This window comes from Methylobacterium sp. 1973 (assembly GCF_040545035.1).
Lineage (GTDB): Bacteria > Pseudomonadota > Alphaproteobacteria > Rhizobiales > Beijerinckiaceae > Methylobacterium > Methylobacterium fujisawaense.
The window spans coordinates 278,421-304,476 of sequence record NZ_JBEPLA010000003.1 but is presented as its reverse complement, the minus strand read 5'-3'; the positions used below and the strand labels follow the sequence as shown (position 1 = coordinate 304,476).

Sequence of the window (26,056 nt, the reverse complement as noted above, 5' to 3'; positions counted from 1 at the left end):
GTTCGACGCCATGACCGAGACCGTTCCGCCCGTCGCCGATGCGGCCATCCGGGATCAGCGCGCGCTCCTCGACGCGATTCTCACGGCCGCGATCCGCGCCGCCCATCCGGATCTCTGCCTGCCGCCCCACCTGCCGGAGCCGAGCCCCGGACGTCTGATCATCCTGGCGGCCGGCAAGGCCGCCGGCAGCATGAGCGCCGTGGCGAGCCGGTTCTACCGCCGGCAGCATGGACTCGGCGACGACCGGATCGTCGGCCTCGCAGTGGCCCGCCACGGCTACGGCCAGGACGCGCCGGGCATCCACATGGTCGAGGCGGGCCATCCGGTGCCCGACGAGGCCGGCATCTCGGCGACCCGGGAGACCCTGCGGCTCGCCACCGAGGCGGGGCCGGACGACGAGGTCCTGGTCCTGCTGTCGGGCGGTGGCTCGGCCAACTGGATCGCCCCGGCCGGCGACCTGACGCTCGTCGAGAAGCAGGCGATCACCCGGGCGATGCTCCGCTCCGGCGCGCCGATCGGCGAGATCAACACGGTGCGCAAGCACATCTCGCGGATCAAGGGCGGACGCCTCGCCCTCGCGGCCCGCAACGCCCGGCGCATCCTGACGCTGGCGATCTCCGACGTGCCGTTCGACGATCCGGCGGTGATCGCGTCGGGCCCGACGGTGCCCGATCCGTCCACGCTCGCCGATGCCCGCGCCATCTGCGAGAAGCGCGGCATCCCGCTGCCCGAGGAGGCTTCGCGGCTCCTCAACGACCCGAACAACGAGACGCCGAAGGCCGGCGACCCCGCCTTCGCCCGCGCCGAGTACCGGATCATCGCCCGGCCGATCGACGCCCTGAATGCCGCCGCCGAGGCCGCCCGCGCGGCGGGCTACGAGCCGATCCTGCTCGGCGCCGATCTCGAAGGCGAGGCCCGCGAGGTCGCTGCCGAGCACGCGGCCGAGGCCAAGCGCCTCAAGGCCGAGGGCCGGCGCGTGGCGCTGATCTCCGGCGGCGAGCTCACCGTCACGATCCGCGGTGAGGGCCATGGCGGCCCGAACCAGGAATACGCCCTGGCGCTGGCGGTGGCCTTGGACGGCGAGCCCGGCATCTTCGGCATCAGTGCCGATACCGACGGGACCGACGGCGGCCGGGGCCTCGCCACCGACCCGGCGGGCGGCCTCATCGATCCGACGACCCTGGAGCGGGCCCGGGCCGCCGGCCTCGACCCGGCCGCGATGCTGGAGCAGAACGACTCCACCGCGTTCTTCGCGGCCCTCGGCGACCTCGTGAACCCCGGTCCGACCTGTACCAATGTCAACGACTGCCGCATCATCCTCGTCAACTAGGTCGCGCGTCTCGGCGGCTCAGCTCCTCCCGGCAGTCACGATCCTCGGCCTCGCGCTCCTCGGCGCGAGCCCCGCCCGGGCGGATCTGCGCCTGTGTAACCAGACCGCCAGCAAGGTCGGGATCTCGCTGGGCTATCGCGACCCGCAGGGCTGGGTGACGGAGGGCTGGTGGGATTTGGCGCCGAAGGCCTGCGAGACGCTTCTCAAGGGCGCGCTGGCGGCGCGGTTCTACTACGTGTTCGCAGTCGACTACACGCGCGGCGGCGAGTGGAGCGGCCGCTCGCTGATGTGCACCCGTGATTCGGAATTCACGATCCGCGGGATCGAGGATTGTCTCGCCCGCGGCTACGACCGGAACGGCTTCTTCGAAGTCGATACCGGCGAGCAGAAGAGCTGGACCATCCAGCTCACCGATCCCAACCGGGCCGAGGCGCCGGCAAAACCGTAACGTGAAGGCGGCGGCCTTGACGCTGTCCGGCGCGGGATGCTCACACCCGTGGCCAAACCTTTGAACGGGCGGCGCTTCATGCTGCACGGCAACGAACAACCGGAGGAATACGCTTGAAACGGTCACGCCGCACGAAGATCGTCGCCACCCTGGGCCCGGCCTCCGATTCGCCGGAGATGATCGAGCGGCTGTTCCGCGCGGGCGTCGACGTGTTCCGGCTCAACATGAGCCACCTGCCGCGCGAGAAGCTGCCCGAGAAGGTGGAGGCGATCCGCACCATCGAGCGGGAGGCCAAGCGGCCGATCGGCATCCTGGTCGACCTGCAGGGGCCGAAGCTGCGGCTCGGCACCTTCGCGGAGGGGGCCGCGATGATCGAGGCCGGCGCCACCTTCGTGCTCGACGGCGATCCGACGCCGGGCGATGCCGCCCGCTGCCACCTGCCGCATCCCGAGATCCTCGAGGCGCTGGAGCCGGGCCACGCCATCCTGCTCGATGACGGCAAGCTCCGGCTGACGGTGGTCGAGACCTCGCACAACCGCGCCGTGACCCGCGTCGAGGTCGGCGGCCGGATCTCGAACCGGAAGGGCGTATCCCTGCCGCATACGGTGATCCCGGTCCCGGCGATGACCGACAAGGACCGGGCTGATCTCGATGCCGGCCTGAACGCGGGCGCCGACTGGATCGCCGTCTCGTTCGTCCAGCGGCCCGAGGACGTGGCCGAGGTGAAGAAGGTCTGCGCCGGCCGCGCCCTGGTGATGGCCAAGATCGAGAAGCCGCAGGCGCTGGCGCGCCTCGACGAGATCATCGAGATCTCCGACGGCCTGATGGTCGCCCGCGGCGATCTCGGCGTGGAGATGCCCCTGGAGCAGGTCCCGGGGGTGCAGAAGCGCATCACCCGCGGCGCCCGGCGCTACGGCAAGCCGGTGGTCGTGGCCACCCAGATGCTCGAATCGATGATCACGGCTCCGGTCCCGACACGCGCCGAGGTCTCGGACGTCGCCACGGCGGTCTACGAGGGGGCGGATGCCGTGATGCTCTCTGCGGAGAGCGCCTCGGGGGCCCACCCGATCGGGGCCGTGGAGACCATGAACCGCATCGCCGAGCAGGTGGAGCGGGACGCGATCTACTGGTCGATCATCCGGGCGCAGAGCGCGACCCCCGACGAGACGGCCGCCGACGCCATCGCGGCGGCGGCGCATCAGATGGTCGATGCCCTGAACCTCGACGCGATCATGGCCTGGACCAATTCCGGCTCCACGGCGCTCCGCCTGTCGCGCGAGCGCCCGAACGCCACCGTGATCGCGCTGACACCCCGGCGCGAGACGGCGCGGCGCCTCGCCCTGGCCTGGGGCACGCACCCGATCGTCACCAAGGATGCCAGCGACGTGGACGACATGTCCTTCCGCGCCGCCAAGTTCGCCGTCCGCGAGAAGTTTGCCGCGGTGGGCGACCGGGTGATCGTCGTCGCCGGCCTGCCGTTCGGCACGCCGGGCGCCACCAACCTCGTGCGGCTGACCTTCATCACCCGCGAGCACGCCGAGAAGGCGTGAGGCGGCAGGCCTCCAGCGCTGCCGGCATCCCGATTGCGATCGGGATGCCGGCCGCCGACGCGGCGGGATCTTGCGCGGACAGCAATTCTCAAAACCGGGCTTGCCACCGTTGCTCCGGGACGACGCGGACGGACGTGTCCTGACCGGCCTACGGCTCAATGCGCGACGGCCGGTTCCGAACCGGCCGCATTGGTCGCCGCGGCCAGCCGGATAATCTCCTCCGTGACCCGCTCGGCGGCGACATACTGGAGCATGTGGCCGATGCCCGGCAGCAGCACGAGCCGCGCCCCCGGGATCGCCCGCGCGAGCGGCACCGACTGCGCGTCGGCGCGGACGATCGGGTCGGCCTCGCCGGAGATCACCAGGGTCGGGATGTGGATCCTGCCGTAGCGCGGGCTCTGCGCCGCGAGGGCTCGCGACAGGCCGAGCAGATCCTGGACGTTGGCGAGCAGCGTCTCCGGTCGCAGAACCAGGTCGGATCTGGCCAAGTCCGGATAATCCGCTTGCGAGGGCTGCGGCTTGAAGACCCGGCGCGCCGCCTCGGGCAGGAACCGCCGGGCGATCGGCGGTCCGATCGTCCGGCTGAGCACCCACGCCACCGGGGGCTTTATGGCGAACCGCCAGTACCACGGCAGATCCGGCATCCGGTCCGGCATGGGCATCGCCACAGGCGCGGCGAGGGCGAGGGCGGAAACCCGCTCCGGGTGATCCAGGGCGAGGGCCAAAGCGAGGGCGCCGGCCCAGGAATGACCGAACACCACCGCCGGCCCGACGCCCATGCGGTTCAGCGCTTCCGCGATCATCCCGGCCTGCACGGACGGTGCCGCGGCGTCGCCGCCGGCAATCCGGTCGCTCCATCCGAATCCTGGCCGGTCGAAGGCGATCACCCGGAAGCCCTGCGCGGCGAGGCGGCGGCCGATCCCCTCCATGGGATCCGACGCGTTGGCCGAGGCCCCGTGCAGAAGGACGACGGGCGGCCCGTTCGCCGGGCCGTCCTGCAGGGTCGCGAGCCGCCCGCCGGTGATCGTCACGAACGGACCCGCGGGCGGGTTGGCCGCGCCGACCCGGAGCGTGATCACCAGCGCCGCCAGGGCCCCGATCGCCAGAACGAGGCCGGCGAGGGCGAAGGGCAGGGCAAGGAGGGTCAGGAGGACGGCGATCACCCGGGTCACAGGTCGCGGCCGTCGACCTCCGGGGTGAGGCGGTTGATCGCCTCGCCGACCTTCTCCATCTGCGGGTAGAGCGCCTTCGCCCGCCGGAACGCTGCCAGCGCACGCGCCTTGTCGTCGAGGGATTCGTAGATCCGGCCCATGGCGGCCCAGGCCTCGAAGTGGCGCGGCTCCAGGACCAGGGCCCGCTGCAGATCGGCCAGCGCATCGTCCTTGTCGGTGAGGAGCCAGAACACCGTCGCGCGGCGGTTCCAGCCCTCTGACCAATTCGGTTCGAGGGCGGTGACGCGGTCCATTAGCTCGGCCGCCAGGGGGAAGTCGTGGGCGGTGACGGCTTGGCGGGCGCGGTCGGTCAGCAGGTCGACGGTCGGGCTGCCGGATCCGGCCATGTGCCGCTCGATCAGGCGCGCGATGCCCTTGGCCTCCGCTGGATCCTCGCTGGCGCGCAGGCGCGCGAACAGGTCATCGAGGCTTGGCGGCTTCGGTGCCGGCTTCGCTTCGGCGGTCGGCCGGCCGGGCCGGGTCGATTGCGGCGCTGCCTGTGCCGCCGGCGGTGTCGCCGCGAGGGCCGGCAGGCAGACCAGGGCGGCGATGAGACGGGTCGGCATCATGCAGCCAGACTGTGCGCCGTCGCCACGTCCGTCAACGTGCCGCGGTGCCGCGCGCACGCGGAAACGGCCGCACCCGGTGGACACGGCCGTTTCCTCGATCGGTGCCGTTCTCCGTCCGGCCTCGGCCGGTCGGAACGGTCTCAGCCCTGGCGGGCCTTGAAGCGCTTCTGGGTCTTGTTGATCACGTAGACCCGCCCCTTGCGGCGCACGAGCTGGTTGTCGCGGTGGCGGCCACGCAGGGACTTGAGGGAGTTGCGGATCTTCATCGGTCTTTCGAGCCCGGAGGGCCGTCCATCAGTAAGGGATCGGGAACGTAGCCTTGAGGCAGGACGCGCAGTCGCGTCCGGCGATCACGGCTCACGCATCGCGGGATGGCGCGGCCATATCAGGAGTCGCCCCCACAAGGCAAGGCGCAGCGGGCATCGTGCTGCCGGTCCTGCTCAATGGACGCTGTCGAGATCCGGCACCGCCGGGGCGATCACGAGCTGCCGGCCGATCTGGTGCAGCAGCATGTCGAGGAGCGGTTTCAGACGGTCGAAACCCGGCCGGGAGAGGCCATTCTCCGCAGCCGTGTAAAGGGCCAGCGCCATCTCGGCGACCTGATCGATGCCGCCGGCGGCGGCATCCGTCGCGTAGAACGCCGATTCGTCGAGAAAGCCCTCACGGCTGCACGCCGTCACATCGATGACGATCCCGTGGGCCTCGTCCACGACGCCCTCGGCGTTCCGGATATAGCGGCCGCGCACGAGCACCCAGCGGACCTCGCCGGGTACCGGTACGGTCCGGTACTGCGCGATATACAGGCCGCCCTTGCGGCGAAGGTCAGCGATGATGCACCCGATCCGTCGCCTGTCCTCGGGATGGATGTGCTCCAAGAACGCCGCGAAGGGCGTACCCCGACTACCTTTCGGCCGCGGCAGGCCCAGGACCGTCGCGGCGGCGGCGTCGCATTCGAGGACGTCGTCGGCGATGTGCCAAGTCCAGGTCCCGACATCCGATTCGGCCAGGGCACGCATCCCCATGCGGCCGCTCCGCCGCTTCGTGTGCACACCGACGCCCACAGACTCGATCTCCAGGTCCGTCCGGACGCTCAGCCCGGCCGACTTATTTGGTCGACACAATACTGAGACCGCCGAAACGGCACAACGCATGGGAGTGACAGATCAGGATGGTGTTCGAGGGTAGCGACGCCATCAGGAACGATAGTAAACGCCGGTCAGCGTGCCCTTTGCGAGGACGTGCCCGCGCATCGCATCGATCAGTGCGCCCCGGCCCGGCGCCTCGGCCAGGGCGAGAGACTGCCGCAGCGCGAAGATCTGGAAGACGTAGTCGTGCGGCCCGTGGCCCGTCGGAGGATCCGGCGGCAACCATTCCGCGCGCAGGAAGCTGTTTTGGCCCAACGCGTGGCCTGAGACCGGGTGCCCGGGGCTCGCCAAGGCACCTTCGGGCAATTCGGCCGGCTCGGGCGGGATCGCCCAGGCAATCAGGTGGACCAGCGGACGCGGCGTCGGGCTCCCGGCGTCCTCGACGAGGATCACCAGGGCAGCGGTGTCCGCGGGCAGGCCGCTCCAGGCGAGCGGCGGGGACACGCCCGCACCGTCCGCGGTGAAGCGGGCCGGCATGTCCGCCCCGTCCGCGAAGGCCGGACTGGTCAGCGTCACGGTGTCGGGAATGTCGGAGAAGTCCGAATGGACCGCCGTCTTGTCCAGACCGGCTTTCAGGCCCGACAGGGCTTCGCCGACCGCCCCGGGGATTTTCTCAAGCATCGCCGCGCTCTCCGTCCCGTCTCCAACGGCGGGGGACGCAACCCGTTCACGCAGAGCGTTCGGCCGCGACCATATAGTTCACGGCCGTGTCGCGGCTTGTGCGCCAACCATCCGTGAGCGGATTGTAGACGACCCCCACCGTGTCGGTGACGGCGAGCCCTCCCGCCCGGATGGCGCGGGCGAGTTCGTCGGGCGTCACGAATTTCTGCCAGTCATGCGTGCCCCGCGGCAGCCAGCCGAGCACATATTCGGCGCCGACGATGGCCAGCGCGAAGGAGCGCAGAGTCCGGTTCAGGGTGGCCCCGAACAGCAGTCCGCCGGGCTTAACCCCCGCGCAGGCGGTCCGCACGAAGGCCGGCATGTCGGAGACGTGCTCTACCACCTCCATGATCAGTACGGCGTCGAAACGCTCGCCGCCGGCGACCACCGCTTCGATGGTCGCGCCGCGATAATCGACCGGCACGCCCGCCGCCTCGGCATGGGCCCGGGCCACCGCGATGTTCTGCTCGGCCGGATCGAGCCCGGTCACGCGTGCGCCGAGCCGGGCGAGGGGTTCCGAGAGGACGCCGCCGCCGCAGCCGACGTCGCAGATCGAAAGCCCGTCCAGCGGAAAGGGCGCGCGCGGATCGCGTCCGAACCGTCGGCACAGGGCGTCGCGGATATAGGCGAGCCGCACCGGATTGAACCGGTGGAGGACGCGCATCGGGCCGGTCTCGTCCCACCACGTGGCGGCGAGCGCATCGAAGCGCGCAACCTCACCGCGGTCGACGAACCCGTCCGTGGCCCGATCCGTGGCCCGATCCGTGGCTGCCCTGTCCATGCGCGTTCCGTCCTCATGCCGGCGCCGCCCCGATCCGGTCCGCCCCTCTATCCGGGCTGGCCGGGTAGGCCGGATCCGCCGCGATGCGTCGTGTCCGCGCTCTAGCATGGAGATCGCTCGGAAGTCGCCGCGGCGCGCGGGCGCCATGCTTGGCTGGTTGTTGACACTCTACCGAGCCGCTTGTACCCGCCGGGCACCGTCCGGACCGGGCTGCAGCGGTCCGTCCAATCGCCACCGGGAACCCGCGACCGAGAGACCATGCCCCGTCTGGTGATGAAATTCGGCGGCACCTCCGTCGCCAACGTCGACCGCATCCGCAACGTGGCGCGCCACGTCGCCCGCGAGGTGGCGGCCGGCTACGACGTTGCCGTGATCGTCTCGGCCATGTCAGGCAAGACCAACGAGCTGGTCGACTGGGTCAAAGACGCGAACGCCCTCTACGACCCGCGGGAATACGACGCCGTCGTGGCCTCGGGCGAACTCGTCACCGCGGGCCTCCTGGCGATCGCTCTCCAGAAGGACGGGGTCAAGGCCCGCTCCTGGCAGGGCTGGCAGATTCCGGTCGTGACCTCGGACGCCCATGGCTCGGCGCGGATTGCCGAGATCGATCCCAAGAACCTCGAGGCGGGTTTCGCAAAGGGCGAGGTCGCGGTGATCGCCGGCTTCCAGGGCGTCCATGCCGAGACCGGCCGGGTGACGACGCTGGGCCGTGGCGGCTCCGACACCTCGGCGGTGGCGGTCGCGGCTGCGATCGGGGCCGAGCGCTGCGACATCTACACGGACGTGGACGGCGTCTACACCACCGATCCGCGCATCGTGCCGAAGGCCCGCCGCATGGAGCGGGTGACCTTCGAAGAAATGCTGGAGATGGCCTCGCTGGGCGCCAAGGTGCTGCAGGTCCGCTCGGTGGAGCTTGCCATGGTCCACCGGGTGCCGACCACGGTCCGGTCCTCCTTCGATCCGCCGGACGCCGCGCGCCCGGGCACCCTCATCTGCGACGAGGACGACATCGTGGAACAGCAGATCATCACCGGGATCGCCTTCTCCCGGGACGAGGCGCAGATCACCCTGCGCCGTGTCAAGGACAGCCCCGGCGTGGCCGCCGCGATCTTCGGGCCGCTGGCCGACGCCAACATCAACGTCGACATGATCATCCAGACCGTGTCGGGCGACCAGTCGACCACCGACATGACCTTCACGGTGCCGGCTTCCGAGTACCAGCGCTCGCGCGCCATCCTCGACGAGGCCCGCACGCAGATCGGCTACGCCCAGATCGAGGGGGCCACCGATGTCGTGAAGGTATCGGCGATCGGCGTCGGCATGCGCAGCCATGCGGGCGTGGCCGCCAAGGCGTTCAGGGCGCTTGCCGAGAAGGGGATCAACATCCGCGCGATCACCACCTCGGAGATCAAGTTCTCCGTGCTGATCGACGCCGCCTATACGGAGCTTGCCGTGCGTACGCTTCACTCGCTATACGGCCTGGACCAGGCCTGAGCCTGGGACGACGCGGGTTCGAGCGGGTCGCGTGGTGTGAACTAGACAGTCACGGGCCGATCCGCCGATCTCAGAGCGTCTCTGGGACCAGCGGTCCGGTCCATCCGGTGCCAGCCGTCCCGGGTTTGGCGCCAAGGTTGCAGGGTGGTCGACGCCAAGGCCACTCACCGACGCTGGAACGACGAACCGATGCCCGCTGCGCCCGGAGGCCCGCGCCTGCTGCTGCGCCGCCTCCGCGAAGCGATGGCGGAGCCGGTCAGCCCCCAGGCGCGCCTGGATCGCATCGTCGTCCTGATCGCCGCCAATGTCGTGGCCGAGGTCTGCTCGGTCTATGTGCTGCGCGATGACAACACCCTCGAACTGTTCGCCACCGAGGGCCTCAACCGCGAAGCGGTCCACCAGACCCGCATGCGGACCGACGAGGGCCTGGTCGGCCTGATCGCCCGCACGGCAGAGCCGCTTTCCCTTTCGGATGCGCAGAACCACCCGGCCTTTTCGTACCGTCCGGAGACCGGCGAGGAGGCCTATCACGCCTTCCTGGGCGTGCCGCTGCTGCGGGCGGGCAACACGCTCGGCGTCCTGACGGTCCAGAACAAGACCTATCGCGTCTACTCCGAGGAGGAGATCGAGGCGCTCCAGACCACCGCCATGGTGCTCTCGGAGATGATCGCCTCGGGCGAGCTGGAGGGGCTGGCCCCCGATGCCGGCACCGCGGCCCGCCGCCCGGTCCTGGCGCGGGGCATCGCGTTGGCCGACGGCATCGGCCTCGGCTACGTGGTGCTGCACGAGCCCCGCGTCGTGGTGAAGACGCTGATCGCCGAGAACGTCGACCGCGAGGTCGCGCGCCTCGACGCGGCCATCGAGGAGGTCCGCTCGGCGATCGACGCGCTGGTGGAGCGCGGCGACCGGATCGGTACCGCGGAGAGCCGCGAGGTTCTCGAGACCGTCCGAATGTTCGCCCACGACAAGGGCTGGCTCCGGCGCATGCGGGAGGCCGTGGCGTCGGGCCTGACCGCAGAAGCCGCGGTCGAGCGGGTCCAGTCGGACAACCGCGCGCGGATGATGCGCCAGTCGGATCCGTATCTGCGGGAGCGGCTGCACGATCTCGACGATCTCGCCAACCGCGTCCTGCGCACCCTGATCGGCTCCGAAGCGGCCGGAACCATGGTGCTGCCGGAGAACGCCATCCTGGTGGCGCGCACCATGGGGCCGGCGGCCCTCCTCGACTACGAGGCCTCGACCCTGCGCGGCATCGTCCTGGAGGAGGGGGGGCCAACCAGCCACGTGGCGATCGTCGCCCGGGCGCTGGGCATCCCGGCCGTGGGCGAGGTGGAGAATGCCTCCGCCCTGTGCGACGCGGGCGATGCCATCATCGTCGACGGCGTGGCCGGCGAGATCCATGTCCGGCCCGGTCCCGAGGTCGAGGCCGCCTATGCCGAGATGGTGCGCCTGCGCGCCCGGCGGCAGGAGCAGTACCGGGCGCTGCGGGACGTGCCCGCCCAGACCCGCGACGGCGTGCGCGTCGGCCTGCACCTCAATGCCGGCCTGCTGGTCGATTTCAGCCACCTGCAGGAGACGGGCGCCGAGGGCGTGGGCCTGTTCCGCACCGAGCTGCAGTTCATGGTGGCTCAGCGCATGCCGTCGGCGGCCGAGCAGGAGGAACTGTACCGCAAGGTCTTCGCCGCCTCGGCGGGCAAGTCCGTCACCGTCCGCACCCTCGACATCGGCGGCGACAAGATCCTGCCCTACATGGCCAAGCTCGAGGAGGAGAACCCCGCCCTCGGCTGGCGGGCGATCCGCATCGGCCTCGACCGGCCGGCTTTGCTGCGCATGCAGCTGCGCGCCCTGCTGAAGGCCGCCGACGGCGACCCGCTCAAGATCATGTTCCCGATGGTCGCCACGGTGGACGAGTTCGTGCGCGCCCGCGGCATCGTCGAGCGGGAAAAGGCCTACCTGAAGCGCCACGGCTACCGGCTTCCCACCGATTGCCGCCTCGGCGCGATGATCGAGGTGCCCTCGCTCCTGTTCCAGATCGACGAGATCGCCCGGGAGGCCGATTTCCTGTCGGTCGGCTCGAACGACCTGATGCAGTTTCTGTTCGCTGTGGACCGGGAGAATCGCCGGGTCGCCGACCGCTTCGATCCGTTGAGCGTGGCGGCCCTCCGCGCCTTCCGGCTGATCGCCGAGCGGGCCAACGCGGCCTCCTGCCCGGTGACGGTCTGCGGCGAGATCGGCGGCCGCCCCCTCGACGCCATGGCGCTGATCGGCCTCGGCTACCGGCAGCTGTCGATGTCGCCGGCCGCGATCGGGCCGGTCAAGGCCATGGTGCTGAGCCTCGATGCGGGTGCCATCGCCGAACTCATCGACGCCGAGATGGCGCGGATGCATGACGGCGACTCCCTGCGCCCGGCGCTCACGGCCTTCGCGCACGCCCACGGCATCCCTATTTAACCGCGACCCTTGCCGAACATTCGGCCGGGGTTGTACGGCAACGCCACGACGCTTTCGGCCGACGCGCCGCGGCTTCCGCTCTCGAACGGAAGGGGCGTGGATTTGGGGGAAGTCCTGCCGGGTCACGGTCCCTCCAAGCCACGCGCCTCTTCCCCCCGAGACGAGACCCGCGCCCAGCCCGGAACGGCACGCGCAGACCTGCAGAAACACGGGCGATGATCCCCTTTCCCACCGAGCGCCTCGACGCCATCCTGGCGCGGCACGACATCGTCACCGCGCAGCTCGGCTCCGGCGAGATCGATCCGGAGACCGTGGTCCAGCTCTCCCGCGAGCTGTCCGACCTCGACCCCGTCGTGGCGGCGATCCGCGGCTACCGCGCGGCCCTGGACAACCTCGCGGGCGTCGAGGCCCTCATCGACGAGCCGGGCACGGATCCGGAGATGCGGGCCCTCGCCGCCGATGAGAAGCCGGAGGCGCAGGAGGCGCTCGAAGCCGCGCACCGGGCCCTGCAGGTGCTGCTCCTTCCGAAGGACGCCGCCGACGAGAAGAGCGCGATCCTGGAAGTCCGCGCCGGGACCGGCGGTGACGAGGCGGCCCTCTTCGCCGGCGACCTGTTCCGGATGTACGCCAAATACGCCGAGTCGAAGGGCTGGCGGGTCGAGGTAATCTCCGAGAGCGAGGGCACGGTCGGCGGCTTCCGCGAGGTCGTGGCCGAGGTGAAGGGCCGGGGCGTCTTCGCCCGCCTCAAGTACGAGAGCGGCGCCCACCGGGTGCAGCGCGTGCCCGACACCGAGACGCAGGGGCGGATCCACACCTCCGCCGCCACCGTGGCGGTACTCCCGGAGGCCGAGGAGGTCGACATCCACGTCAACGATGCGGACCTGAAGATCGACACGATGCGGGCCCAGGGCGCGGGCGGCCAGCACGTCAACAAGACCGAATCGGCAATCCGCATCACCCACCTGCCGACCGGCATCGTGGTGTTCGTCCAGGAGGAGCGGTCGCAGCACAAGAACCGCGCCCGTGCGATGGCACTCCTGCGCGCACGGCTCTACGACGCCGAGCGCAGCGCGAAGGATTCGGCCCGGGCGGCCGACCGGAAGGCACAGGTCGGCTCCGGCGACCGCAGCGAGCGGATCCGGACCTACAATTTCCCGCAAGGAAGGGTGACCGATCACCGGATCAACCTGACCCTCTACAAGCTCGAGGAGGTGATGGCCGGGACGGCCCTCGACGAGGTGGTCGACGCCCTGATCACCGAGCATCAGGCCGAGCTTCTCGCCGCCGAGGGGATGGCCTGAGCCATGTCGTGAGGCCGGCCGCGATGCAGAACAGATCGCGCCGCGAGGCGCTGCGAGCCTGCACGGCACGGCTGCAGGTCGCGGGTGTCGTCGAGGCGGCAGGCGATGCCCGATTCCTCCTGCTCGGAATCCTCGGCCTGGAGACGCGCGACCTTCTGATCGAGGGCGAGCGCCGCGTCAGCGCGGACGAAGCCGCGGCCCTCGACGCGGCGCTCGCCCGGCGCCTCGCCGGCGAGCCGGTGGCCCGTATCCTGGGCGCCTGGGAGTTCTGGGGCCTGCCCTTCCGGCTCGGTCCCGACACCCTGGTGCCGCGCCCGGACACCGAAATCCTGGTCGAGGTCGCGCTGGCCGCGGTGCCCGACCGGACCGCGCCGGTGCGCTGCCTGGACCTCGGCACCGGAACGGGTTGCATCCTGACGGCCCTTCTTTCGGAACTGCCCCGGGCCAGCGGGGTCGGGCTCGATCGCTCGGACGGGGCCCTGCGCGTCGCCCGGGACAATGCCGTCGCCAACGGCGTCGGCGACCGGGCCCGCTTCGTCGTCGGCGATTGGTGCGAGGCCCTGAGCGGGACCTTCGACCTCGTCGTCTCGAATCCGCCCTACATCGCCCATGACGTGATCGCGACCCTCGACCGCGAAGTCCGCATGCACGATCCGCCGGCGGCCCTGGATGGCGGCGTCGACGGCCTCGACGCCTACCGGAGAATTCTCGACGGTGCGGCTGGGCTGCTCGCCCCGGGCGGCAGGCTCGTCCTGGAGATCGGCTACGATCAGGCCTCGGCGGTGCGGGCCCTTGCATGCGCGGCGGGCTTCCCGGATCGGGGATTGACCCGCGACCTCGCCGGCCGCGACCGCGTCGTGAGTTTCGACCGGCCACAGGGTCTTTTATCCGGCCACAGGGATGCCTAAGTCAGGGTTGAGCATCGCGTCACCGAAAAATTGCTTGTTGCATCAACCGGGGAACGCTAGAGTCGGCTTGAAGATCGCGAACCGTCCGTTAAGACGGACGGCTGTAAGGTCGGTGGTGACCATGGGTCGCCGATTGGTTCGCTGATCCCCCTTAACCGTCGAACCAGAACGCGCCGGTGCCAGCGCGGCGGTGCGACACAATCGAACCTGACAATCAACTGAGGATCGGCGGCTTTAACCGGGCGCCCGCTTCGAGGGATGGTCAGGCAGACGCGCGGACCGAAGAGCGGTCGCACGCGCGGCGCCGCCGGATGCGCTTGGCCGGATTGCGCCAGGAGATCCGCCCGGGCGCCTCCGTAGACAGTCGTTTGCGTGAACGAGGGTCATTACAGACCGATGAGACCAAACCAGAATCGACGGATGCGCGGCCGGAACCGGCCGAAGGGTCCGAATCCGCTGACGCGCTCGTACGAATCCAACGGTCCCGACGTCAAAATCCGCGGCACGGCGCAGCACATCGCCGACAAGTACGCGCAGCTTGCGCGGGATGCTCTGGCGGCCGGCGATCCAGTTGCGGCTGAAAACTACTTCCAGCATGGCGAGCACTATTTCCGCATCGTTTCCGGTGCCCAGGAACAGAATCGCCCGGCTAATACCGCCGGCTACGCCAGTCGTCCCTATGATGACGACATGGAAGAGGGCGACGACGAGGCCCAGGGCAACGGCGGATCGCAGAACGGTCACGGCTATAGCGGCTATGAAGACGCCGATCCCGGCCAGCAGCCGCAGCCCTACGAGGGTCGTCAGGACGGAAACCAGGACGGTCGGCAGGGCCGTGACCGGTTCCAGAACCGCGATCAACGGCGGTTCGACAACGGCGGGCGCCAGGATTACCGGCGTCAGGACCAGCCGCGTCAGGACTATCAGCGCCAGGATTATCAACGGCCGGACTATCGGCAGGAGAACCGGCAGGACCGTCAGGATTACGGGCGTCCGGATTATCGCCAGGAGCGTCACGACGGCCGGCAGGACCGCCAGGACGTCCGGCAGGATCCTCGCCAAGATACGCGTCAAGATACGCGCCAGGATGCTCGGCAGAATGATCGGCAAGACGCCCGGCAGGACACGCGCGGCGATCAGGGGCGTTACGAGAGCGGCCGCGGCGAGGCTCCGCGGTCCGAAGCCCGGCAGGAAACGCGTCCGGAGGGGCGGCCCGAGCGGGCTCCCCGCGGCGAGGCCGGACGTCAGGGCGAGACAGCGCCCCGTCGTGAGCGCCGCCGCGAGCCTGCGCCTGTCGTGGAGGCCGAGGAGCCGACCGGCCTGCCGGCATTCCTGATGGCCCCTGCGCGTCCCGCCCCGCCGGCTGAACCGTCGCCTGCTCCCGAGCCGGAGGCTGCGGCCGAGGAAACTCCGGCCGCCAAGCCCCGCCGCCGCCGCCGCCCGCGTTTCGAGAGCGCCGCGGACGAGGGCAGCGCCAACACGTCGCCGGCAGACGTGCCGACCGAGTAAGCCAAAGCTGCAGGAAGCACTGAAGAGAGGCCGTTCCGGGCAACCGGAGCGGCCTCTGTCGTTACGGGCTCAGCTTGGCACGGTTTTCCAGTCCGGGCAGGCCTGGACCCGGTGGATCAGACGGTGCCGCCGGCCGCTCGCGCCGAACGGCCCGATCTTCCAGTCCAAAGCCGCTTCCGCAGGCGGGAGCTCGACTTTGAACAGCAAATCGAGGCTGTCGGTGATGCGCCCCGACCGATCCTCCGCGCGCTGCACCGTGTCGGTGTTCAGGCAGACGCGCTCGACCCGGCCTGCCAGGGTGTCCAGGACTCTCAGGTGGGTCTCGACCAGATGTGCCCCGAGAAGGGGCGGGGCCGCGCGGCCCCGGGCCTCGTGGGCCTCGATCGAGGCGGTCGGAAGCTGCGACAGCAGGTTTGCCGAAACGATGAGGTCGGCGCCAGTGCAGAGATCCGCCCAGGACCCGGCGAGGCCTGCACTGATCTCGGCGGTCACCAGCGCCACGTTCGGGTATCGGCGGGCGGCGGGCCGGCCAGGGATGCACGGCATCCACGAGGCCGATCCGATCGAACAGGCGGGCGAGATCGTCCGGCGGCACGTCGTCGAGCAGGCCGGAGCCGAGCACGACCGCATGTCGGCAATGCCCCGTTCCCTCGGCCGCCGCCGCGATCGTGCCCCGCGCCTGCGCGAGATGCGGTGCCCAGACCGCCCGGCAGCGGCGCTATCGCGCGTGAAGCAGGCCGCTCTGCCGGACATAGCCAAGCCTGCGCAGGGGCCGCGGCGCTGGATTGACGACCGACAGGGCCCAGGCGACCAGCACCGCCGGCCGGCTCACTCCGCGTCGGAGGGCGCGGTGTGCGCCGAGGTGCCGCGATAGCCGGTCGCGAGGACGTAGAGCTCGCTCGAATCGGCTCGGCTGGCGGCGGGCTTGACGTGGCGGACCGTGGCGAAGTCGCGCTTCAGGTCGGTGAGCAGGGCGCCCTCGGTCCCGCCCTGAAGCACCTTGGCCAGGTAGGCGCCGCCCGGCCCAAGGATCTCCCGGGCGAATTCCGCCGCCGTCTCGGCGAGGCCGATGATGCGCAGATGGTCGGTCTTCTTGTGGCCGGTGGCGTTGGCGGCCATGTCGGACATCACGAGGTCGGCCGGGCCGCCGAGCATGCCGGTCAGCCGCGCCGGCGCCTCGGGATCGAGGAAATCCAGGGTGATGAACTCGACCCCGGCCATAGGCTCGATCTCCAGGAGATCGATGCCCACGATCCGGCCCGACGGTCCGACCACCCGGGCGGCCACCTGCGACCAGCCCCCGGGAGCCGCGCCGAGGTCGACGATCTTCTGGCCGGGCCGGAGCAGCTTGTAGCGCTCGTCGATCTCCAGCAGCTTGTAGGCCGCCCGCGAGCGATAGCCCTCGCGCTTGGCCCGCGCCACATAGGGATCGTTGAGCTGGCGCTCCAGCCAGCGCTTCTGCGACAGGGTCCGTCCACGCCCGGTCTTCACCCGCTGCTTCAGGTCGCCCCGGACCCCGCCGCCGGAGCTCGCGCCGCCGCGACGGTCGCTCATCGTGGGGCCCTCATCGGACAGCCTTCCGGTTCCAGACCCCGTCCTCCCGCATCATGTTCATCAGCAATCCTTCGCGCAGGCCGCGATCGGCGATGCGCAGGCGCTCCGAGGGGAACGCCCGGCGGATCGCCTCGAGGATCGCGCAGCCCGCGAGCACGAGATCGGCGCGGTCGCGACCGATGCAGGGGTTGTCGGCGCGCTGCTCCAGCCGCGTGTCGAGCAGGTCGTCGATGGCGGTGGAGACTGCGGCGTCGGTCATCCACAATCCATCGACCCGCCGGCGCTCGTAGCGCGCGAGCCGCAGATGCATCGCCGCGATGGTCGTGACGGTGCCAGACGTGCCGAGAAGGTGGAAATGGGGCGCGGTCGCGGCGGCAGCGGCCCGGAGGGCGAAGGCGGACAGCTTCTCGGCCACCTCCTCGACCATGCCCTCGAACATGCGGCGGGTGACCTCGGCGCCGCCGTGGCGCTCGGCCAGGGTCACCACGCCCACGGGCAGCGAATCCCAGGCGCGGATCCTGAGCGTCGGATCGGTCGACGGATTGGCCGCCGCGCCGTCCAGCCACGCGATCTCGGTCGAGCCGCCGCCGATGTCGAAGATGATCACCGATTCGGCCAGCGGATCCGCCAGCGCCGCGCAGCCGGTGACCGCGAGATAGGCCTCGGTCTGCCGATCGACGATCTCGAGGTCGAGGCCGACGCCGCGGCGGACGCGCTCCACGAAGGCGGCCCCGTTCACCGCGAGGCGGCAGGCCTCCGTGGCGATGATCTTGGCCCGCTGCACGCCGCGCGCCTGCATCTTGGACCTGCAGATCCGCAGGGCCTCCACGGTCCGCTCGATGGCCGCCTCGCTGAGGCGGTCCGACGTGCCGAGGCCCTCGCCGAGACGGACGATCCGTGAGAACGCATCGATCACCCGGAAGCCGCTGAAGGTCGGCTCCGCGACCAGCAGGCGGCAATTGTTGGTGCCGAGGTCGAGCGCCGCGTAGGCGGCGCGCCGACGCTCACGGCCCGGCAAGGGGGCTGGCGTCTGAAGCGGCACCGCGCCGGTCTGGATTCGGGACGGCGCGGCCGCGGCGGTCTCGTCCCTCATCGGCGCGGCCGTCGATCCTTCGGGTCGGCCTTGAGCGTCGCGCTCGGCCTTTGTTGATCTGTGACCCTACAGGCTCAGCGGGGAACTGCAACGCCCCATCGCGGTCGCGATCAGGCGACGGCCTTCATGGCGCTGGCCCGGCGCGGGATCGGGCGTAGGAGACTCTTCACCTGGGAATAGGGGCGGGGCCGATTGATCACCTCGTCCAGGCGCGACCACAGGGTCTTCGGCGAGAACGGCTTGGCGATGATCTCGTTGACGCCGAGCGCCACCGCACGGTCGACCACGTTCCGGCGCGGCTGGGCCAGCATCAGGATGATCGGGATCGTGGGGCAGGGAGAGGTGGTCGGCGTCCGCGCGAGCCGGATGAACTCCTCGCCCGACAGGATCGACAGGTCCCAGTCGATGATGCTGATATCGGGTTTGCTCTCGGCCAGCACGCCCAGCGCCTCCGCCCCGTCCGGCGCCTCCAGGACCCGCTTGATACCGACGCGCATCAGCATGTCGCGCACGATTCGGCGGATGTAGAGACTCTCGTCGACGACGAGGGCCGAGAGATCGGGGAAGGTCGGGGTCGCGATCATGGCCGGCGGGCTCTGCGGGGCGCGGCGCCGAGTCTAGGCGGGACAGCCTTTGCGTTTCGCTAATGCCTTCCCTCGAATGAGTAAGGACCGACCCGGGATCGGGGGCGGACTCCGTTGTTTGCCGCAAGAAAGTAACGAAACGGGCGCGTCTGAGCCAAGAAGGTCCTTGCGGTCAAGGCCCGATTGCGTCAGGACTGGGGCGTTATTCTTGGTTACCGCGACCTGGGGTAATGATAGTGCGGGGCGTGGGCTGTCTGGGATGGCGCGCACGCGGTATTCGAGACAAGGGCGGCGGACGGTTTTTGCGAGCTTTCGATGGGACGTGGTCGTGATTTCAGGGGGCCGCAGAAGCGCGGCTTCGACGAGGGTGGCGAGCCGAGATGGCCTGATCAGGCACCCCCGAGCGGCGGATACGGCGGCGGCGGTTTCGGCGGTGGCGGCGGCGGTTTCGGCGGCGGCGGTTTCGACCGTGGTCCGGCGCGCGGCGCGGCACCGGTCGCGTCCGGACCGGAGCGCGATGCGACGGTCAAGTGGTTCAACAAGGAGAAGGGCTTCGGCTTCGTCGAACTCGGCGACGGTTCGGGCGATGCCTTCCTCCACATCCGCGCCGTCGAGGCGGCAGGCCACGATGACCTGATGCCGGGCACCCGGCTGACGGTCACGACGGCCCAGGGTCAGAAGGGCCCGCAGGTGACCAGCGTCACCAGCGTCGACACGTCCACGGCCGAGGCGCCTGCGCCCCGGCGCGAGTTCCGTCCGCGCACCGGCGGCTTCGGTGGTGGCGCTGGCGGCGGCTACGGTGACCGCGACCGCGGCGGCGGTGGTGGTTACGGCGGCGGCGGCGGTTTCGGTGGTGGTGGCGGTGGTGGCCGCTTCGCCAGCGGCCCGTCCGTCGAGATGAGCGGCACCGTGAAGTGGTACGATCCCGCCAAGGGCTTCGGCTTCGTGTCGGTGAACGACGGCGGTAAGGACGTCTTCGTGCACCGCTCCGCTCTGTCCCGCGCCGGGCTCGATTCGCTCGCCGAAGGCCAGCAGGTCACGCTCGGCGTGGTCGAGGGTCAGAAGGGCCGCGAGGCTCAGAGCATCAACGTCGAGGATTGAGGGCGCGCGGCGGTCGCTTTGCCGCCGCGATCCTGAGAAGACTACGAGGCGGCGGTCCTGTCTGGGACCGTCGCCTTTCTCGTTCCTGGACGATCGATGCGCTGCTTGATGCTGCCGACGGCTCTGCTCCTGCTTTCGGGCAGCGCCCGGGCTGAGGATTTCACGGGCTTTTATGCCGGGATCAACGCGGGCTACGGCTGGGGCACCGGGCACCGCGGCCCTGAGGGAGGCCGCCCCGTGACCGCCGGATCGTCGGCCCTCTCCAAACCGGAGGCCGGCCCCGATCTGCCGCCGAGTGCCCGGAATGCCGCCATCGCGATCCGCGGATCCGACCGATCCGCAACGCCCGGAACGACCGGTCGTTGAGACGGGCTGCCGCGCAAGCCGGGACTTTCATCTCTCGGCCCGACCCGGGCCATCCTAACCGCCTCAATTCACACTGGAATCGTTCTGGAACATACGCGTTGCCTGCCGGGCGCAGCCGCTGCTAGGTCGCGTTATGACTTCACGGAAGCGAGAGGGCGCGCGATGAGTGCCCATGCCGTGCCCACGCTGGCCGATCGCTTGGCGGTCGCCGGCCGGGTGCTTCTGGCGGCGTTCGGCGGTTATGCCGTTGCCGCACTCGCGTGCGCCTGGCTCGCGCTGATTCTCCCCGGCCCGAGGGCCGAAGCGGTATCCGCCGCGACCCTCGCGAGCTTCAGCATCATGGCGGCGGCCGTGATCTGGGTGTTCGCCGCCCGGACGATCGCGCGTGCCACCCTGGTCCTGGGGGCTGCGGCGCTTCTCCTGACCGTGGCCTTATTGCTGGCCGGCGGCTTCAGGCACGGGGTCGCCCTGTGAGCCGCGCGCGGAGCTTCCGCCAGTCCATGGCGTGGCTGCACACGTGGTCCGGCCTCGTGGTCGGCTGGGTGCTGTTCGCCATCTTCGTCACCGGGACGGCCAGCTATTACCGCAGCGACATCTCGCGATGGATGCGGCCCGAGCTGTCCGAGGAGGCGCCGGATCCGGTGGTGGCGGCAACGCGCGCCGGTGTGTTCCTGCGCAAAACCATGCCGGACGCCGCCGGCTGGTCGGTCAAGCTGCCGAACGCCGAGGCTTCGGTCGTCGAGGTCTACTGGTGGCAGAACCTGGATGGGCCCTACCATCAGGCGCTGCTCGATCCGGTGACGGGCGAACCCGCACGCGTCCGCGACACGCGGGGCGGCGACTTCCTCTACCGCTTTCACTTCGAGTTGAGCCTGCCGCCGATCTGGGGGCGCTGGATCGTCTCGGGCTGCGCGATGATCCTGCTGATCGCGCTGATCTCCGGGATCGTGACACACCGGCGCATTTTCGCCGACTTCTTCACCTTCCGCCGGGACAAGTCCGTCCAGCGCGGCTGGCTCGACGCCCACAACGTGATGGGCGTTCTGGCGCTGCCCTTCCACCTGATGATCGTCTACACGGGCCTCGTCACCCTGTCGTCGATGCTCATGCCCTGGGGCGTGAAGGCCGTCTACGGCGACGACCTGCTCCGGTACTATGCGGAGGCGGGGTTGGCGGCGCCGGGAGCCGGCCCCGCCGGGCGTCCGGGCGCGCCGCTCCCCTTGGGCGAGATCGTGGCGCGCGCCAGCGCGGCGGGCGGCGAGACGCCCGAGATGCTGATGGTGACGCTTCCCGGGGACGCCAATGCGACCGCGACGGCGTATTTCGAGGAGCCGCATGGGCTGGCGCATCTCCATCCGCAGATCGTCTATGCGGCCGGAACCGGCGCGGAACTTGCGCGCGTCAGCGACGCTGGCGCCGCGACCCGGACGGCCGCCGTGATGGCGGGGCTGCACGAGGCGCATTTCGCGGCCGCTCCGTTGCGTCTCGTGTTCTTCCTCTGCGGCGTGATGGGCGCGGCCACGGTTGCGAGCGGGCTGGTCCTCTGGACCGTGGCGCGGGCGCCCAAGGGCGCGGATCCCGACCGATTCGGTCTACGGCTCGTGCGATTCCTCAACCTCGGCACCATCGCGGGGCTGCCGGTGGGACTCGCGGCCTATTTTCTGGCCAACCGTCTGCTGCCCTACGGGCTCGAGGCCCGGGCCGATTGGGAAGTCCGCGTATTCTTCGCCGCCTGGGTCGCCGCGGCGCTCGCCGCAGCCCTGTATCCGCGACAGCGGGCGTGGCCATTCGCCCTCAGGGTGGCGGCCTGCGCCTTCCTGGCGATCCCGTTGGTCGATGCGGTCCTCGTGGGCCAGAACCGGTTCCTCGGCTTCGATGCGGCGATGGCGGCTGTGGGTCTGGCCCTTGTCGCGGGCTCCCGGCTGGCGGCACGGCGACGGCCGGCGGAATCGCGGCACGGCCAGCCCAGCCTGTCCCGGGCGGCGGAAGCATGACTGCGGCGGCACTGATCCTCAGCCTTCTCCTGAGCTTCTCGGGCTTCGCCGCCCTGGCCCTCAGCCTCGACCGGCATCACCGGGCAGCCTACCGGATCAGCGTCCCGGACCGGCGCGTCGCCAGCTTGCGGATGGCAGGCTGGTGCGGGCTCGCCCTCTCGTTCGCGGCGGCCATCGCGGCGGCCGGCTGGAATTTCGGCCCGGTGCAGTGGATCGGATCGCTGACCGGGTCCGCCTTAATCGTGGTGGCGTTCATCGCCTATCGGCCGACTTGGCTGCGCAACGCGGCCCTGGCGGCGCTGCCGCTCGCGGCGGCGGCCGCTCCGCTCGCCCTGTTCAGGTAAGCAGGCGCATCGGAGTCTTCGTCGATTGGCGGTGATTCGAACGGTCATCGAGACGCGGGAATGGCCTCCGAAGGCGGTTCGGACCACTCTGACGCCGAGGACATCTGTCCGCTCGCGGTGAGGTCCGGAAGAGCGTAGGATCGGCCCACTCGCGCACTGGCCAAAAGTCCACCTTGATTCGGCAGGCCAAAAGCCATTGGCTGCGAACAGAGCGGAAGCGGATGCGGCCCCGACGATCGGTCGCCCGAGCGCCAGCTTAAGCCCAAGAGCCGCGGTTCGCGAGGCCGGGGCCTATGGAGGGAACACAGCGATGAACAAGCCGGAATTCCTCGGCGACGCCAAGGTCAAGTCGCCGTTCTCGGCCCGCTACGAGAACTTCATCGGCGGCCAGTGGGTCGCCCCCGCGGCCGGCCGCTACTTCGAGAACACCTCCCCGATCACCGGCAAGGTGGTGTGCGAGGTGGCCCGCTCCGACGCGCAGGACGTCGAGAAGGCGCTCGACGCCGCCCACGCCGCCAAGGAGGCCTGGGGCCGCACGGCGCCGGCCGAGCGCGCCCGCATCCTCCTCAAAATGGCCGACCGGATGGAGGAGAACCTCGATCTGCTCGCCCTCGCCGAGACCTGGGACAACGGCAAGCCGATCCGCGAGACGACCCACGCCGACATCCCGCTGGCCATCGACCACTTCCGCTACTTCGCCGGCTGCGTGCGGGCGCAGGAAGGCTCGATCTCCGAGATCGACCACGACACGGTCGCCTACCATTTCCACGAGCCGCTGGGCGTGGTCGGCCAGATCATCCCGTGGAACTTCCCGATCCTGATGGCGGTGTGGAAGCTCGCCCCGGCGCTCGCCGCCGGCAATTGCGTGGTCTTGAAGCCCGCCGAGCAGACCCCGGCCTCTGTGCTGGTGCTGGCCGAGATCATCGGCGACCTGCTGCCGCCGGGCGTGCTCAACATCGTCAACGGCTTCGGCCTGGAGGCCGGCAAGCCGCTCGCCTCCTCGCCGCGGATCGCCAAGATCGCCTTCACGGGTGAGACGACCACCGGCCGCCTCATCATGCAGTATGCGTCGCAGAACCTGATCCCGGTGACGCTGGAACTCGGTGGCAAGTCGCCGAACATCTTCTTCGCCGACGTGGCGAACGAGGACGACGACTTCTTCGACAAGGCGCTCGAAGGCTTCACGATGTTCGCCCTCAACCAGGGCGAGGTCTGCACCTGCCCGAGCCGCGCGCTCGTGCATGAGTCGATCTACGACCGCTTCATGGAGCGGGCGGTGAAGCGCGTCGAGGCGATCACGCAGGGCTCGCCCCTCGATCCGGCCACGATGATCGGCGCCCAGGCGTCGGGCGAGCAGATGGAGAAGATCCTCAGCTACATCGACATCGGCAAGCAGGAGGGCGCCCAGCTGCTCACCGGCGGCGAGCGTAACGTCAAGGAGGGCGAGTTCGCCGAGGGCTTCTACGTGAAGCCGACGGTGTTCCGCGGTCACAACAAGATGCGGATCTTCCAGGAGGAGATCTTCGGCCCGGTCCTGTCGGTCACGACCTTCAAGGACGATGCCGAGGCGCTCGCGATCGCCAACGACACGCTCTACGGCCTCGGCGCCGGCGTCTGGACCCGCGACGGCACCCGCGCCTATCGCTTCGGCCGGGCGATCCAGGCCGGCCGCGTCTGGACGAACTGCTACCACGCCTACCCGGCTCACGCGGCCTTCGGCGGCTACAAGCAGTCCGGCATCGGCCGTGAGACCCACAAGATGATGCTCGATCACTACCAGCAGACCAAGAACATGCTGGTCAGCTACTCGGCCAAGAAGCTCGGTTTCTTCTGAGCTTCTTCCCGGGTTAACCCCCCGAGACAACTTCAGCCCCGGCCTCACGGCCGGGGCTTTTTCGATCCCGCAACACCGCGCTCAGTTGAGGCCGTAGCCGTAGCCCTCGAAGGGGGCGTTGACGATCGAGCCCGGCGCCATCGGGCCGGCATCGCCGCTGACGCTGGGCACGTCGTCCGGCGGACCGTCCCAGCCGATGACACCCATGGGATTGTCGGGCGTGACGTTGGGATTCCCCGCGACGCGCCACGCATGCTGGACGAACAGCGGCTGTTCGCGGGGCTGGACGCGGAGCGACAGCGGTTCGGCGGCGGCGGGACCGGCGAGACCGGTCAGGGCAAGGACGACGCAGGCGGCTTTTCTGAGAACTGACATGACGGGCGCTCCCGAGGCGTCGGGCGGCAACCGCCGCCCTCCGTCGACACAACGCGCATCGCGACGTTTCGGGACCTGCATTCGCTCGCGTTGCGGTGGAAACCCGCCGGCAACCGCGCATATTTCAACATCGACTGGGGAGGATGGCATGAATTCGGACCGGACCTTGGACGCCAACGTCGCCGAGCAGGCCGGCGCCGACGGGACACCCCTGCGGGTGACCGCCACCCCGGCGGCTCTCGCTCTCATCGACGAGCTGCGGAGCGAGTACGGCCCGGTCATGTTCCATCAGTCCGGCGGCTGCTGCGACGGCTCCTCGCCCATGTGCTACCCCGTCGGTGATTTCCTGGTGAGCGACGGGGACGTCCGACTCGGCACCGTCGGCGGCGCCGAGTTCTTCATCAGCCGGTCGCAATTCGAGGTCTGGAAGCACACCCACCTGCTCCTCGATGTGGTGCCGGGGCGCGGCGGCATGTTCTCGCTGGAGAATGGTCGCGAGAAGCGCTTCCATATTCGCTCGCGCCTGTTCTCCGACGCGGAGAACCGGGCCCTCGAAGGGGCCTGCAAACTCTGAAGACGAGCTTCGCGGGGAGGGGGCACGATGGCCACCGTCAAACTCTGGTCCGATGCCGAGGCCGAAACCGACCCGCGCATCGGCGCCGTGTTCGCCGACATCCGGGCGACCCGCGGCTCCGACTTCATCAACAATTTCTGGCGGGGCCTCGCCAACGATCCGGCACTGCTCGAACGGACCTGGTCCGTCCTGAAGACCGTCATGGGACCGGGAACACTCGATCCCCTGACCAAAGAGCTGGTCTACATCGCGGTCTCGATCGCCAATGGATGCCCGTACTGCATCCATTCCCACACCGCCGCTGCGCGGGCCAAGGGCTTGACGGACGCGCAGCACGGCGAGTTCCTGGCGGTGGTCGGCATGGCCAACCAGACCAACGCGCTGGTGAATGGCATGCAGATCCCGGTCGATCCCGCCTTCAGAGTGGAGGAAGGTCCATGAGTTCCGTGTCCGGTCAAGGAGAGCAGGGTTTCCGGGTGGTGCGCGAGAGTGCGCCCTTCCGCGGCAAGCAGGGGCACATCTACCGGCCGGCGGTTTCCGCCGAAGCCGTGGGCTCGAAGGCGCTGCACATGCAGCTTCTGGAGATACCGCCCGGGGAGCGTGCCCATGCGCACAAGCACGAATCGCACGAGACGGCGATCTACGTGCTGTCGGGGGTGTCAGGCTGTTTCTGGGGCGAGCGGCTGGAGCATCACGCGATCGCGGGGGCCGGCGAGTTCGTCTATATCGCCGCCGACGTGCCGCACCTGCCTTACAACCGCAGCCAGACGGAGCCCGTCACCGCCGTGATCGCCCGGACGGATCCCAACGAGCAGGAGAGCGTCGTCCTGCTGCCGCACCTCGAGGCCGGCGTCGACTGGTCCAAGGCCGAGGGGTAGCG

General features: G+C 70.0%; 27 protein-coding genes. 16 read left to right on the top strand and 11 right to left on the bottom strand.

Going from position 1 to position 26,056, the window contains the following annotated elements; genetic code table 11:
- Positions 1-10 precede the first annotated feature (10 nt).
- The 3 genes from ABIC70_RS08390 (at position 11) to pyk (ending at position 3,328) form a co-directional block, all read left to right on the top strand.
- Positions 11-1,330, top strand: a complete 1,320-nt coding sequence (locus ABIC70_RS08390; RefSeq protein ID WP_354439437.1) for a glycerate kinase type-2 family protein — start codon at positions 11-13, stop codon at positions 1,328-1,330.
- Positions 1,296-1,778, top strand: coding sequence for a DUF1036 domain-containing protein (locus ABIC70_RS08385; RefSeq protein WP_354439435.1), 483 nt, complete (start codon positions 1,296-1,298; stop codon positions 1,776-1,778). Before ABIC70_RS08390 ends, ABIC70_RS08385 begins: the two co-directional genes overlap by 35 nt.
- 113 nt (positions 1,779-1,891) lie before the next feature.
- Positions 1,892-3,328: a pyruvate kinase gene (gene pyk / locus ABIC70_RS08380; protein ID WP_043380293.1), complete on the top strand. Its 1,437-nt coding sequence runs from the start codon at positions 1,892-1,894 to the stop codon at positions 3,326-3,328.
- A 155-nt stretch (positions 3,329-3,483) separates the two neighbouring features.
- Here the strand turns inward: pyk and ABIC70_RS08375 are convergent, their stop codons facing one another.
- From ABIC70_RS08375 to ubiG, 6 genes are all read right to left on the bottom strand, one after another.
- Entirely contained in the window at positions 3,484-4,500 is a 1,017-nt protein-coding gene (locus ABIC70_RS08375) for an alpha/beta fold hydrolase (RefSeq protein WP_354439434.1), read from the bottom strand.
- Entirely contained in the window at positions 4,497-5,108 is a 612-nt protein-coding gene (locus tag ABIC70_RS08370) for a tetratricopeptide repeat protein (protein ID WP_287091166.1), read from the bottom strand. Before ABIC70_RS08370 ends, ABIC70_RS08375 begins: the two co-directional genes overlap by 4 nt.
- Before the next feature lie 140 nt (positions 5,109-5,248).
- Entirely contained in the window at positions 5,249-5,374 is a 126-nt protein-coding gene (gene ykgO, locus ABIC70_RS08365) for a type B 50S ribosomal protein L36 (protein WP_003601867.1), read from the bottom strand.
- A gap of 174 nt (positions 5,375-5,548) precedes the next feature.
- Entirely contained in the window at positions 5,549-6,130 is a 582-nt protein-coding gene (locus tag ABIC70_RS08360) for a PAS domain-containing protein (protein ID WP_354439432.1), read from the bottom strand.
- A 171-nt stretch (positions 6,131-6,301) separates the two neighbouring features.
- The gene (locus tag ABIC70_RS08355) at positions 6,302-6,874 is read right to left on the bottom strand and encodes a YbhB/YbcL family Raf kinase inhibitor-like protein (protein ID WP_287091168.1); all 573 of its coding nucleotides are present in this window, start codon (positions 6,872-6,874) and stop codon (positions 6,302-6,304) included.
- A 46-nt stretch (positions 6,875-6,920) separates the two neighbouring features.
- Positions 6,921-7,694, bottom strand: coding sequence for a bifunctional 2-polyprenyl-6-hydroxyphenol methylase/3-demethylubiquinol 3-O-methyltransferase UbiG (gene ubiG / locus ABIC70_RS08350; protein ID WP_043755022.1), 774 nt, complete (start codon positions 7,692-7,694; stop codon positions 6,921-6,923).
- Between the two features lie 258 nt (positions 7,695-7,952).
- Between ubiG and ABIC70_RS08345 the strand changes: the two genes are divergently transcribed.
- The 5 genes from ABIC70_RS08345 to ABIC70_RS08325 all read left to right on the top strand — a co-directional run bounded on the left by ABIC70_RS08345 (position 7,953) and on the right by ABIC70_RS08325 (position 15,357).
- Entirely contained in the window at positions 7,953-9,188 is a 1,236-nt protein-coding gene (locus ABIC70_RS08345; protein WP_053609408.1) for an aspartate kinase, read from the top strand.
- Between the two features lie 189 nt (positions 9,189-9,377).
- A complete protein-coding gene (ptsP, locus tag ABIC70_RS08340) occupies positions 9,378-11,639 on the top strand; it encodes a phosphoenolpyruvate--protein phosphotransferase (protein WP_354439430.1) in 2,262 nt (753 codons plus the stop codon).
- Between the two features lie 215 nt (positions 11,640-11,854).
- Positions 11,855-12,940, top strand: coding sequence for a peptide chain release factor 1 (prfA, locus tag ABIC70_RS08335; protein WP_043380277.1), 1,086 nt, complete (start codon positions 11,855-11,857; stop codon positions 12,938-12,940).
- A 23-nt stretch (positions 12,941-12,963) separates the two neighbouring features.
- On the top strand, positions 12,964-13,848 hold the full coding sequence (gene prmC, locus ABIC70_RS08330) for a peptide chain release factor N(5)-glutamine methyltransferase (protein ID WP_354439429.1): 885 nt from the start codon (positions 12,964-12,966) through the stop codon (positions 13,846-13,848).
- Positions 13,849-14,268: 420 nt separating this feature from the next.
- The gene (locus ABIC70_RS08325; RefSeq protein WP_043755033.1) at positions 14,269-15,357 is read left to right on the top strand and encodes a DUF4167 domain-containing protein; all 1,089 of its coding nucleotides are present in this window, start codon (positions 14,269-14,271) and stop codon (positions 15,355-15,357) included.
- A gap of 69 nt (positions 15,358-15,426) precedes the next feature.
- Here ABIC70_RS08325 and ABIC70_RS08320 read toward each other — a convergent pair whose 3' ends face one another.
- The 4 genes from ABIC70_RS08320 to ABIC70_RS08305 all read right to left on the bottom strand — a co-directional run bounded on the left by ABIC70_RS08320 (position 15,427) and on the right by ABIC70_RS08305 (position 18,588).
- Positions 15,427-15,849, bottom strand: a complete 423-nt coding sequence (locus ABIC70_RS08320) for a hypothetical protein (protein ID WP_354439428.1) — start codon at positions 15,847-15,849, stop codon at positions 15,427-15,429.
- Positions 15,850-16,185: 336 nt separating this feature from the next.
- Positions 16,186-16,911, bottom strand: coding sequence for an RlmE family RNA methyltransferase (locus ABIC70_RS08315; protein ID WP_043380271.1), 726 nt, complete (start codon positions 16,909-16,911; stop codon positions 16,186-16,188).
- 10 nt (positions 16,912-16,921) lie between these two features.
- A complete protein-coding gene (locus ABIC70_RS08310) occupies positions 16,922-18,004 on the bottom strand; it encodes a Ppx/GppA phosphatase family protein (RefSeq protein WP_043345257.1) in 1,083 nt (360 codons plus the stop codon).
- A 110-nt stretch (positions 18,005-18,114) separates the two neighbouring features.
- The gene (locus ABIC70_RS08305; protein ID WP_012317168.1) at positions 18,115-18,588 is read right to left on the bottom strand and encodes a response regulator; all 474 of its coding nucleotides are present in this window, start codon (positions 18,586-18,588) and stop codon (positions 18,115-18,117) included.
- Positions 18,589-18,903: 315 nt separating this feature from the next.
- On the opposite strand from ABIC70_RS08305, the gene ABIC70_RS08300 reads away from it, so the two are divergent.
- The 5 genes from ABIC70_RS08300 (at position 18,904) to adh (ending at position 24,227) form a co-directional block, all read left to right on the top strand.
- Positions 18,904-19,689, top strand: a complete 786-nt coding sequence (locus ABIC70_RS08300) for a cold-shock protein (RefSeq protein WP_043755040.1) — start codon at positions 18,904-18,906, stop codon at positions 19,687-19,689.
- 528 nt (positions 19,690-20,217) lie between these two features.
- Positions 20,218-20,529 (top strand): hypothetical protein, encoded by a 312-nt coding sequence (locus ABIC70_RS08295; protein ID WP_043755044.1) that lies wholly within the window; start codon positions 20,218-20,220, stop codon positions 20,527-20,529.
- A 26-nt stretch (positions 20,530-20,555) separates the two neighbouring features.
- Positions 20,556-22,049 carry a PepSY-associated TM helix domain-containing protein gene (locus ABIC70_RS08290; protein WP_354439427.1) on the top strand — a complete coding sequence of 498 codons (1,494 nt, stop codon included), beginning with the start codon at positions 20,556-20,558 and terminating at the stop codon, positions 22,047-22,049.
- Positions 22,046-22,393, top strand: coding sequence for a DUF3325 domain-containing protein (locus ABIC70_RS08285; RefSeq protein WP_279897619.1), 348 nt, complete (start codon positions 22,046-22,048; stop codon positions 22,391-22,393). Before ABIC70_RS08290 ends, ABIC70_RS08285 begins: the two co-directional genes overlap by 4 nt.
- 310 nt (positions 22,394-22,703) lie before the next feature.
- Positions 22,704-24,227 (top strand): aldehyde dehydrogenase, encoded by a 1,524-nt coding sequence (gene adh / locus ABIC70_RS08280; RefSeq protein WP_043345235.1) that lies wholly within the window; start codon positions 22,704-22,706, stop codon positions 24,225-24,227.
- Positions 24,228-24,308: 81 nt separating this feature from the next.
- Here adh and ABIC70_RS08275 read toward each other — a convergent pair whose 3' ends face one another.
- Positions 24,309-24,602 (bottom strand): hypothetical protein, encoded by a 294-nt coding sequence (locus tag ABIC70_RS08275; RefSeq protein ID WP_354439426.1) that lies wholly within the window; start codon positions 24,600-24,602, stop codon positions 24,309-24,311.
- Positions 24,603-24,750: 148 nt separating this feature from the next.
- On the opposite strand from ABIC70_RS08275, the gene ABIC70_RS08270 reads away from it, so the two are divergent.
- The 3 genes from ABIC70_RS08270 to ABIC70_RS08260 are packed head-to-tail and all read left to right on the top strand — an operon-like array spanning position 24,751 to position 26,054.
- Complete coding sequence (locus tag ABIC70_RS08270) at positions 24,751-25,176, top strand: DUF779 domain-containing protein (RefSeq protein WP_354439425.1); 426 nt, start codon at positions 24,751-24,753, stop codon at positions 25,174-25,176.
- 27 nt (positions 25,177-25,203) lie between these two features.
- On the top strand, positions 25,204-25,617 hold the full coding sequence (locus ABIC70_RS08265; protein WP_043345227.1) for a carboxymuconolactone decarboxylase family protein: 414 nt from the start codon (positions 25,204-25,206) through the stop codon (positions 25,615-25,617).
- Entirely contained in the window at positions 25,614-26,054 is a 441-nt protein-coding gene (locus tag ABIC70_RS08260) for a cupin domain-containing protein (protein ID WP_051044584.1), read from the top strand. The genes ABIC70_RS08265 and ABIC70_RS08260 overlap by 4 nt, the downstream gene beginning before the upstream one ends.
- Positions 26,055-26,056: the final 2 nt, after the last annotated feature.

Bases quoted from the DNA above. Each gene is read 5' to 3' on its own strand.
- ABIC70_RS08390 (WP_354439437.1), top strand. From the start codon at position 11: ATGACCGAGACCGTTCCGCCCGTCGCCGATGCGGCCATCCGGGATCAG.
- ABIC70_RS08385 (WP_354439435.1), top strand. From the start codon at position 1,296: ATGTCAACGACTGCCGCATCATCCTCGTCAACTAGGTCGCGCGTCTCG.
- ABIC70_RS08370 (WP_287091166.1), bottom strand. From the start codon at position 5,108: ATGATGCCGACCCGTCTCATCGCCGCCCTGGTCTGCCTGCCGGCCCTC.
- ykgO (WP_003601867.1), bottom strand. From the start codon at position 5,374: ATGAAGATCCGCAACTCCCTCAAGTCCCTGCGTGGCCGCCACCGCGAC.
- ABIC70_RS08360 (WP_354439432.1), bottom strand. From the start codon at position 6,130: ATGGGGATGCGTGCCCTGGCCGAATCGGATGTCGGGACCTGGACTTGG.
- ABIC70_RS08355 (WP_287091168.1), bottom strand. From the start codon at position 6,874: ATGCTTGAGAAAATCCCCGGGGCGGTCGGCGAAGCCCTGTCGGGCCTG.
- ubiG (WP_043755022.1), bottom strand. From the start codon at position 7,694: ATGGACAGGGCAGCCACGGATCGGGCCACGGATCGGGCCACGGACGGG.
- ABIC70_RS08345 (WP_053609408.1), top strand. From the start codon at position 7,953: ATGCCCCGTCTGGTGATGAAATTCGGCGGCACCTCCGTCGCCAACGTC.
- ptsP (WP_354439430.1), top strand. From the start codon at position 9,378: ATGCCCGCTGCGCCCGGAGGCCCGCGCCTGCTGCTGCGCCGCCTCCGC.
- prfA (WP_043380277.1), top strand. From the start codon at position 11,855: ATGATCCCCTTTCCCACCGAGCGCCTCGACGCCATCCTGGCGCGGCAC.
- prmC (WP_354439429.1), top strand. From the start codon at position 12,964: ATGCAGAACAGATCGCGCCGCGAGGCGCTGCGAGCCTGCACGGCACGG.
- ABIC70_RS08325 (WP_043755033.1), top strand. From the start codon at position 14,269: ATGCGCGGCCGGAACCGGCCGAAGGGTCCGAATCCGCTGACGCGCTCG.
- ABIC70_RS08315 (WP_043380271.1), bottom strand. From the start codon at position 16,911: ATGAGCGACCGTCGCGGCGGCGCGAGCTCCGGCGGCGGGGTCCGGGGC.
- ABIC70_RS08310 (WP_043345257.1), bottom strand. From the start codon at position 18,004: ATGAGGGACGAGACCGCCGCGGCCGCGCCGTCCCGAATCCAGACCGGC.
- ABIC70_RS08305 (WP_012317168.1), bottom strand. From the start codon at position 18,588: ATGATCGCGACCCCGACCTTCCCCGATCTCTCGGCCCTCGTCGTCGAC.
- ABIC70_RS08300 (WP_043755040.1), top strand. From the start codon at position 18,904: ATGGGACGTGGTCGTGATTTCAGGGGGCCGCAGAAGCGCGGCTTCGAC.
- ABIC70_RS08295 (WP_043755044.1), top strand. From the start codon at position 20,218: ATGAGTGCCCATGCCGTGCCCACGCTGGCCGATCGCTTGGCGGTCGCC.
- ABIC70_RS08290 (WP_354439427.1), top strand. From the start codon at position 20,556: ATGGCGTGGCTGCACACGTGGTCCGGCCTCGTGGTCGGCTGGGTGCTG.
- ABIC70_RS08285 (WP_279897619.1), top strand. From the start codon at position 22,046: ATGACTGCGGCGGCACTGATCCTCAGCCTTCTCCTGAGCTTCTCGGGC.
- adh (WP_043345235.1), top strand. From the start codon at position 22,704: ATGAACAAGCCGGAATTCCTCGGCGACGCCAAGGTCAAGTCGCCGTTC.
- ABIC70_RS08275 (WP_354439426.1), bottom strand. From the start codon at position 24,602: ATGTCAGTTCTCAGAAAAGCCGCCTGCGTCGTCCTTGCCCTGACCGGT.
- ABIC70_RS08270 (WP_354439425.1), top strand. From the start codon at position 24,751: ATGAATTCGGACCGGACCTTGGACGCCAACGTCGCCGAGCAGGCCGGC.
- ABIC70_RS08265 (WP_043345227.1), top strand. From the start codon at position 25,204: ATGGCCACCGTCAAACTCTGGTCCGATGCCGAGGCCGAAACCGACCCG.
- ABIC70_RS08260 (WP_051044584.1), top strand. From the start codon at position 25,614: ATGAGTTCCGTGTCCGGTCAAGGAGAGCAGGGTTTCCGGGTGGTGCGC.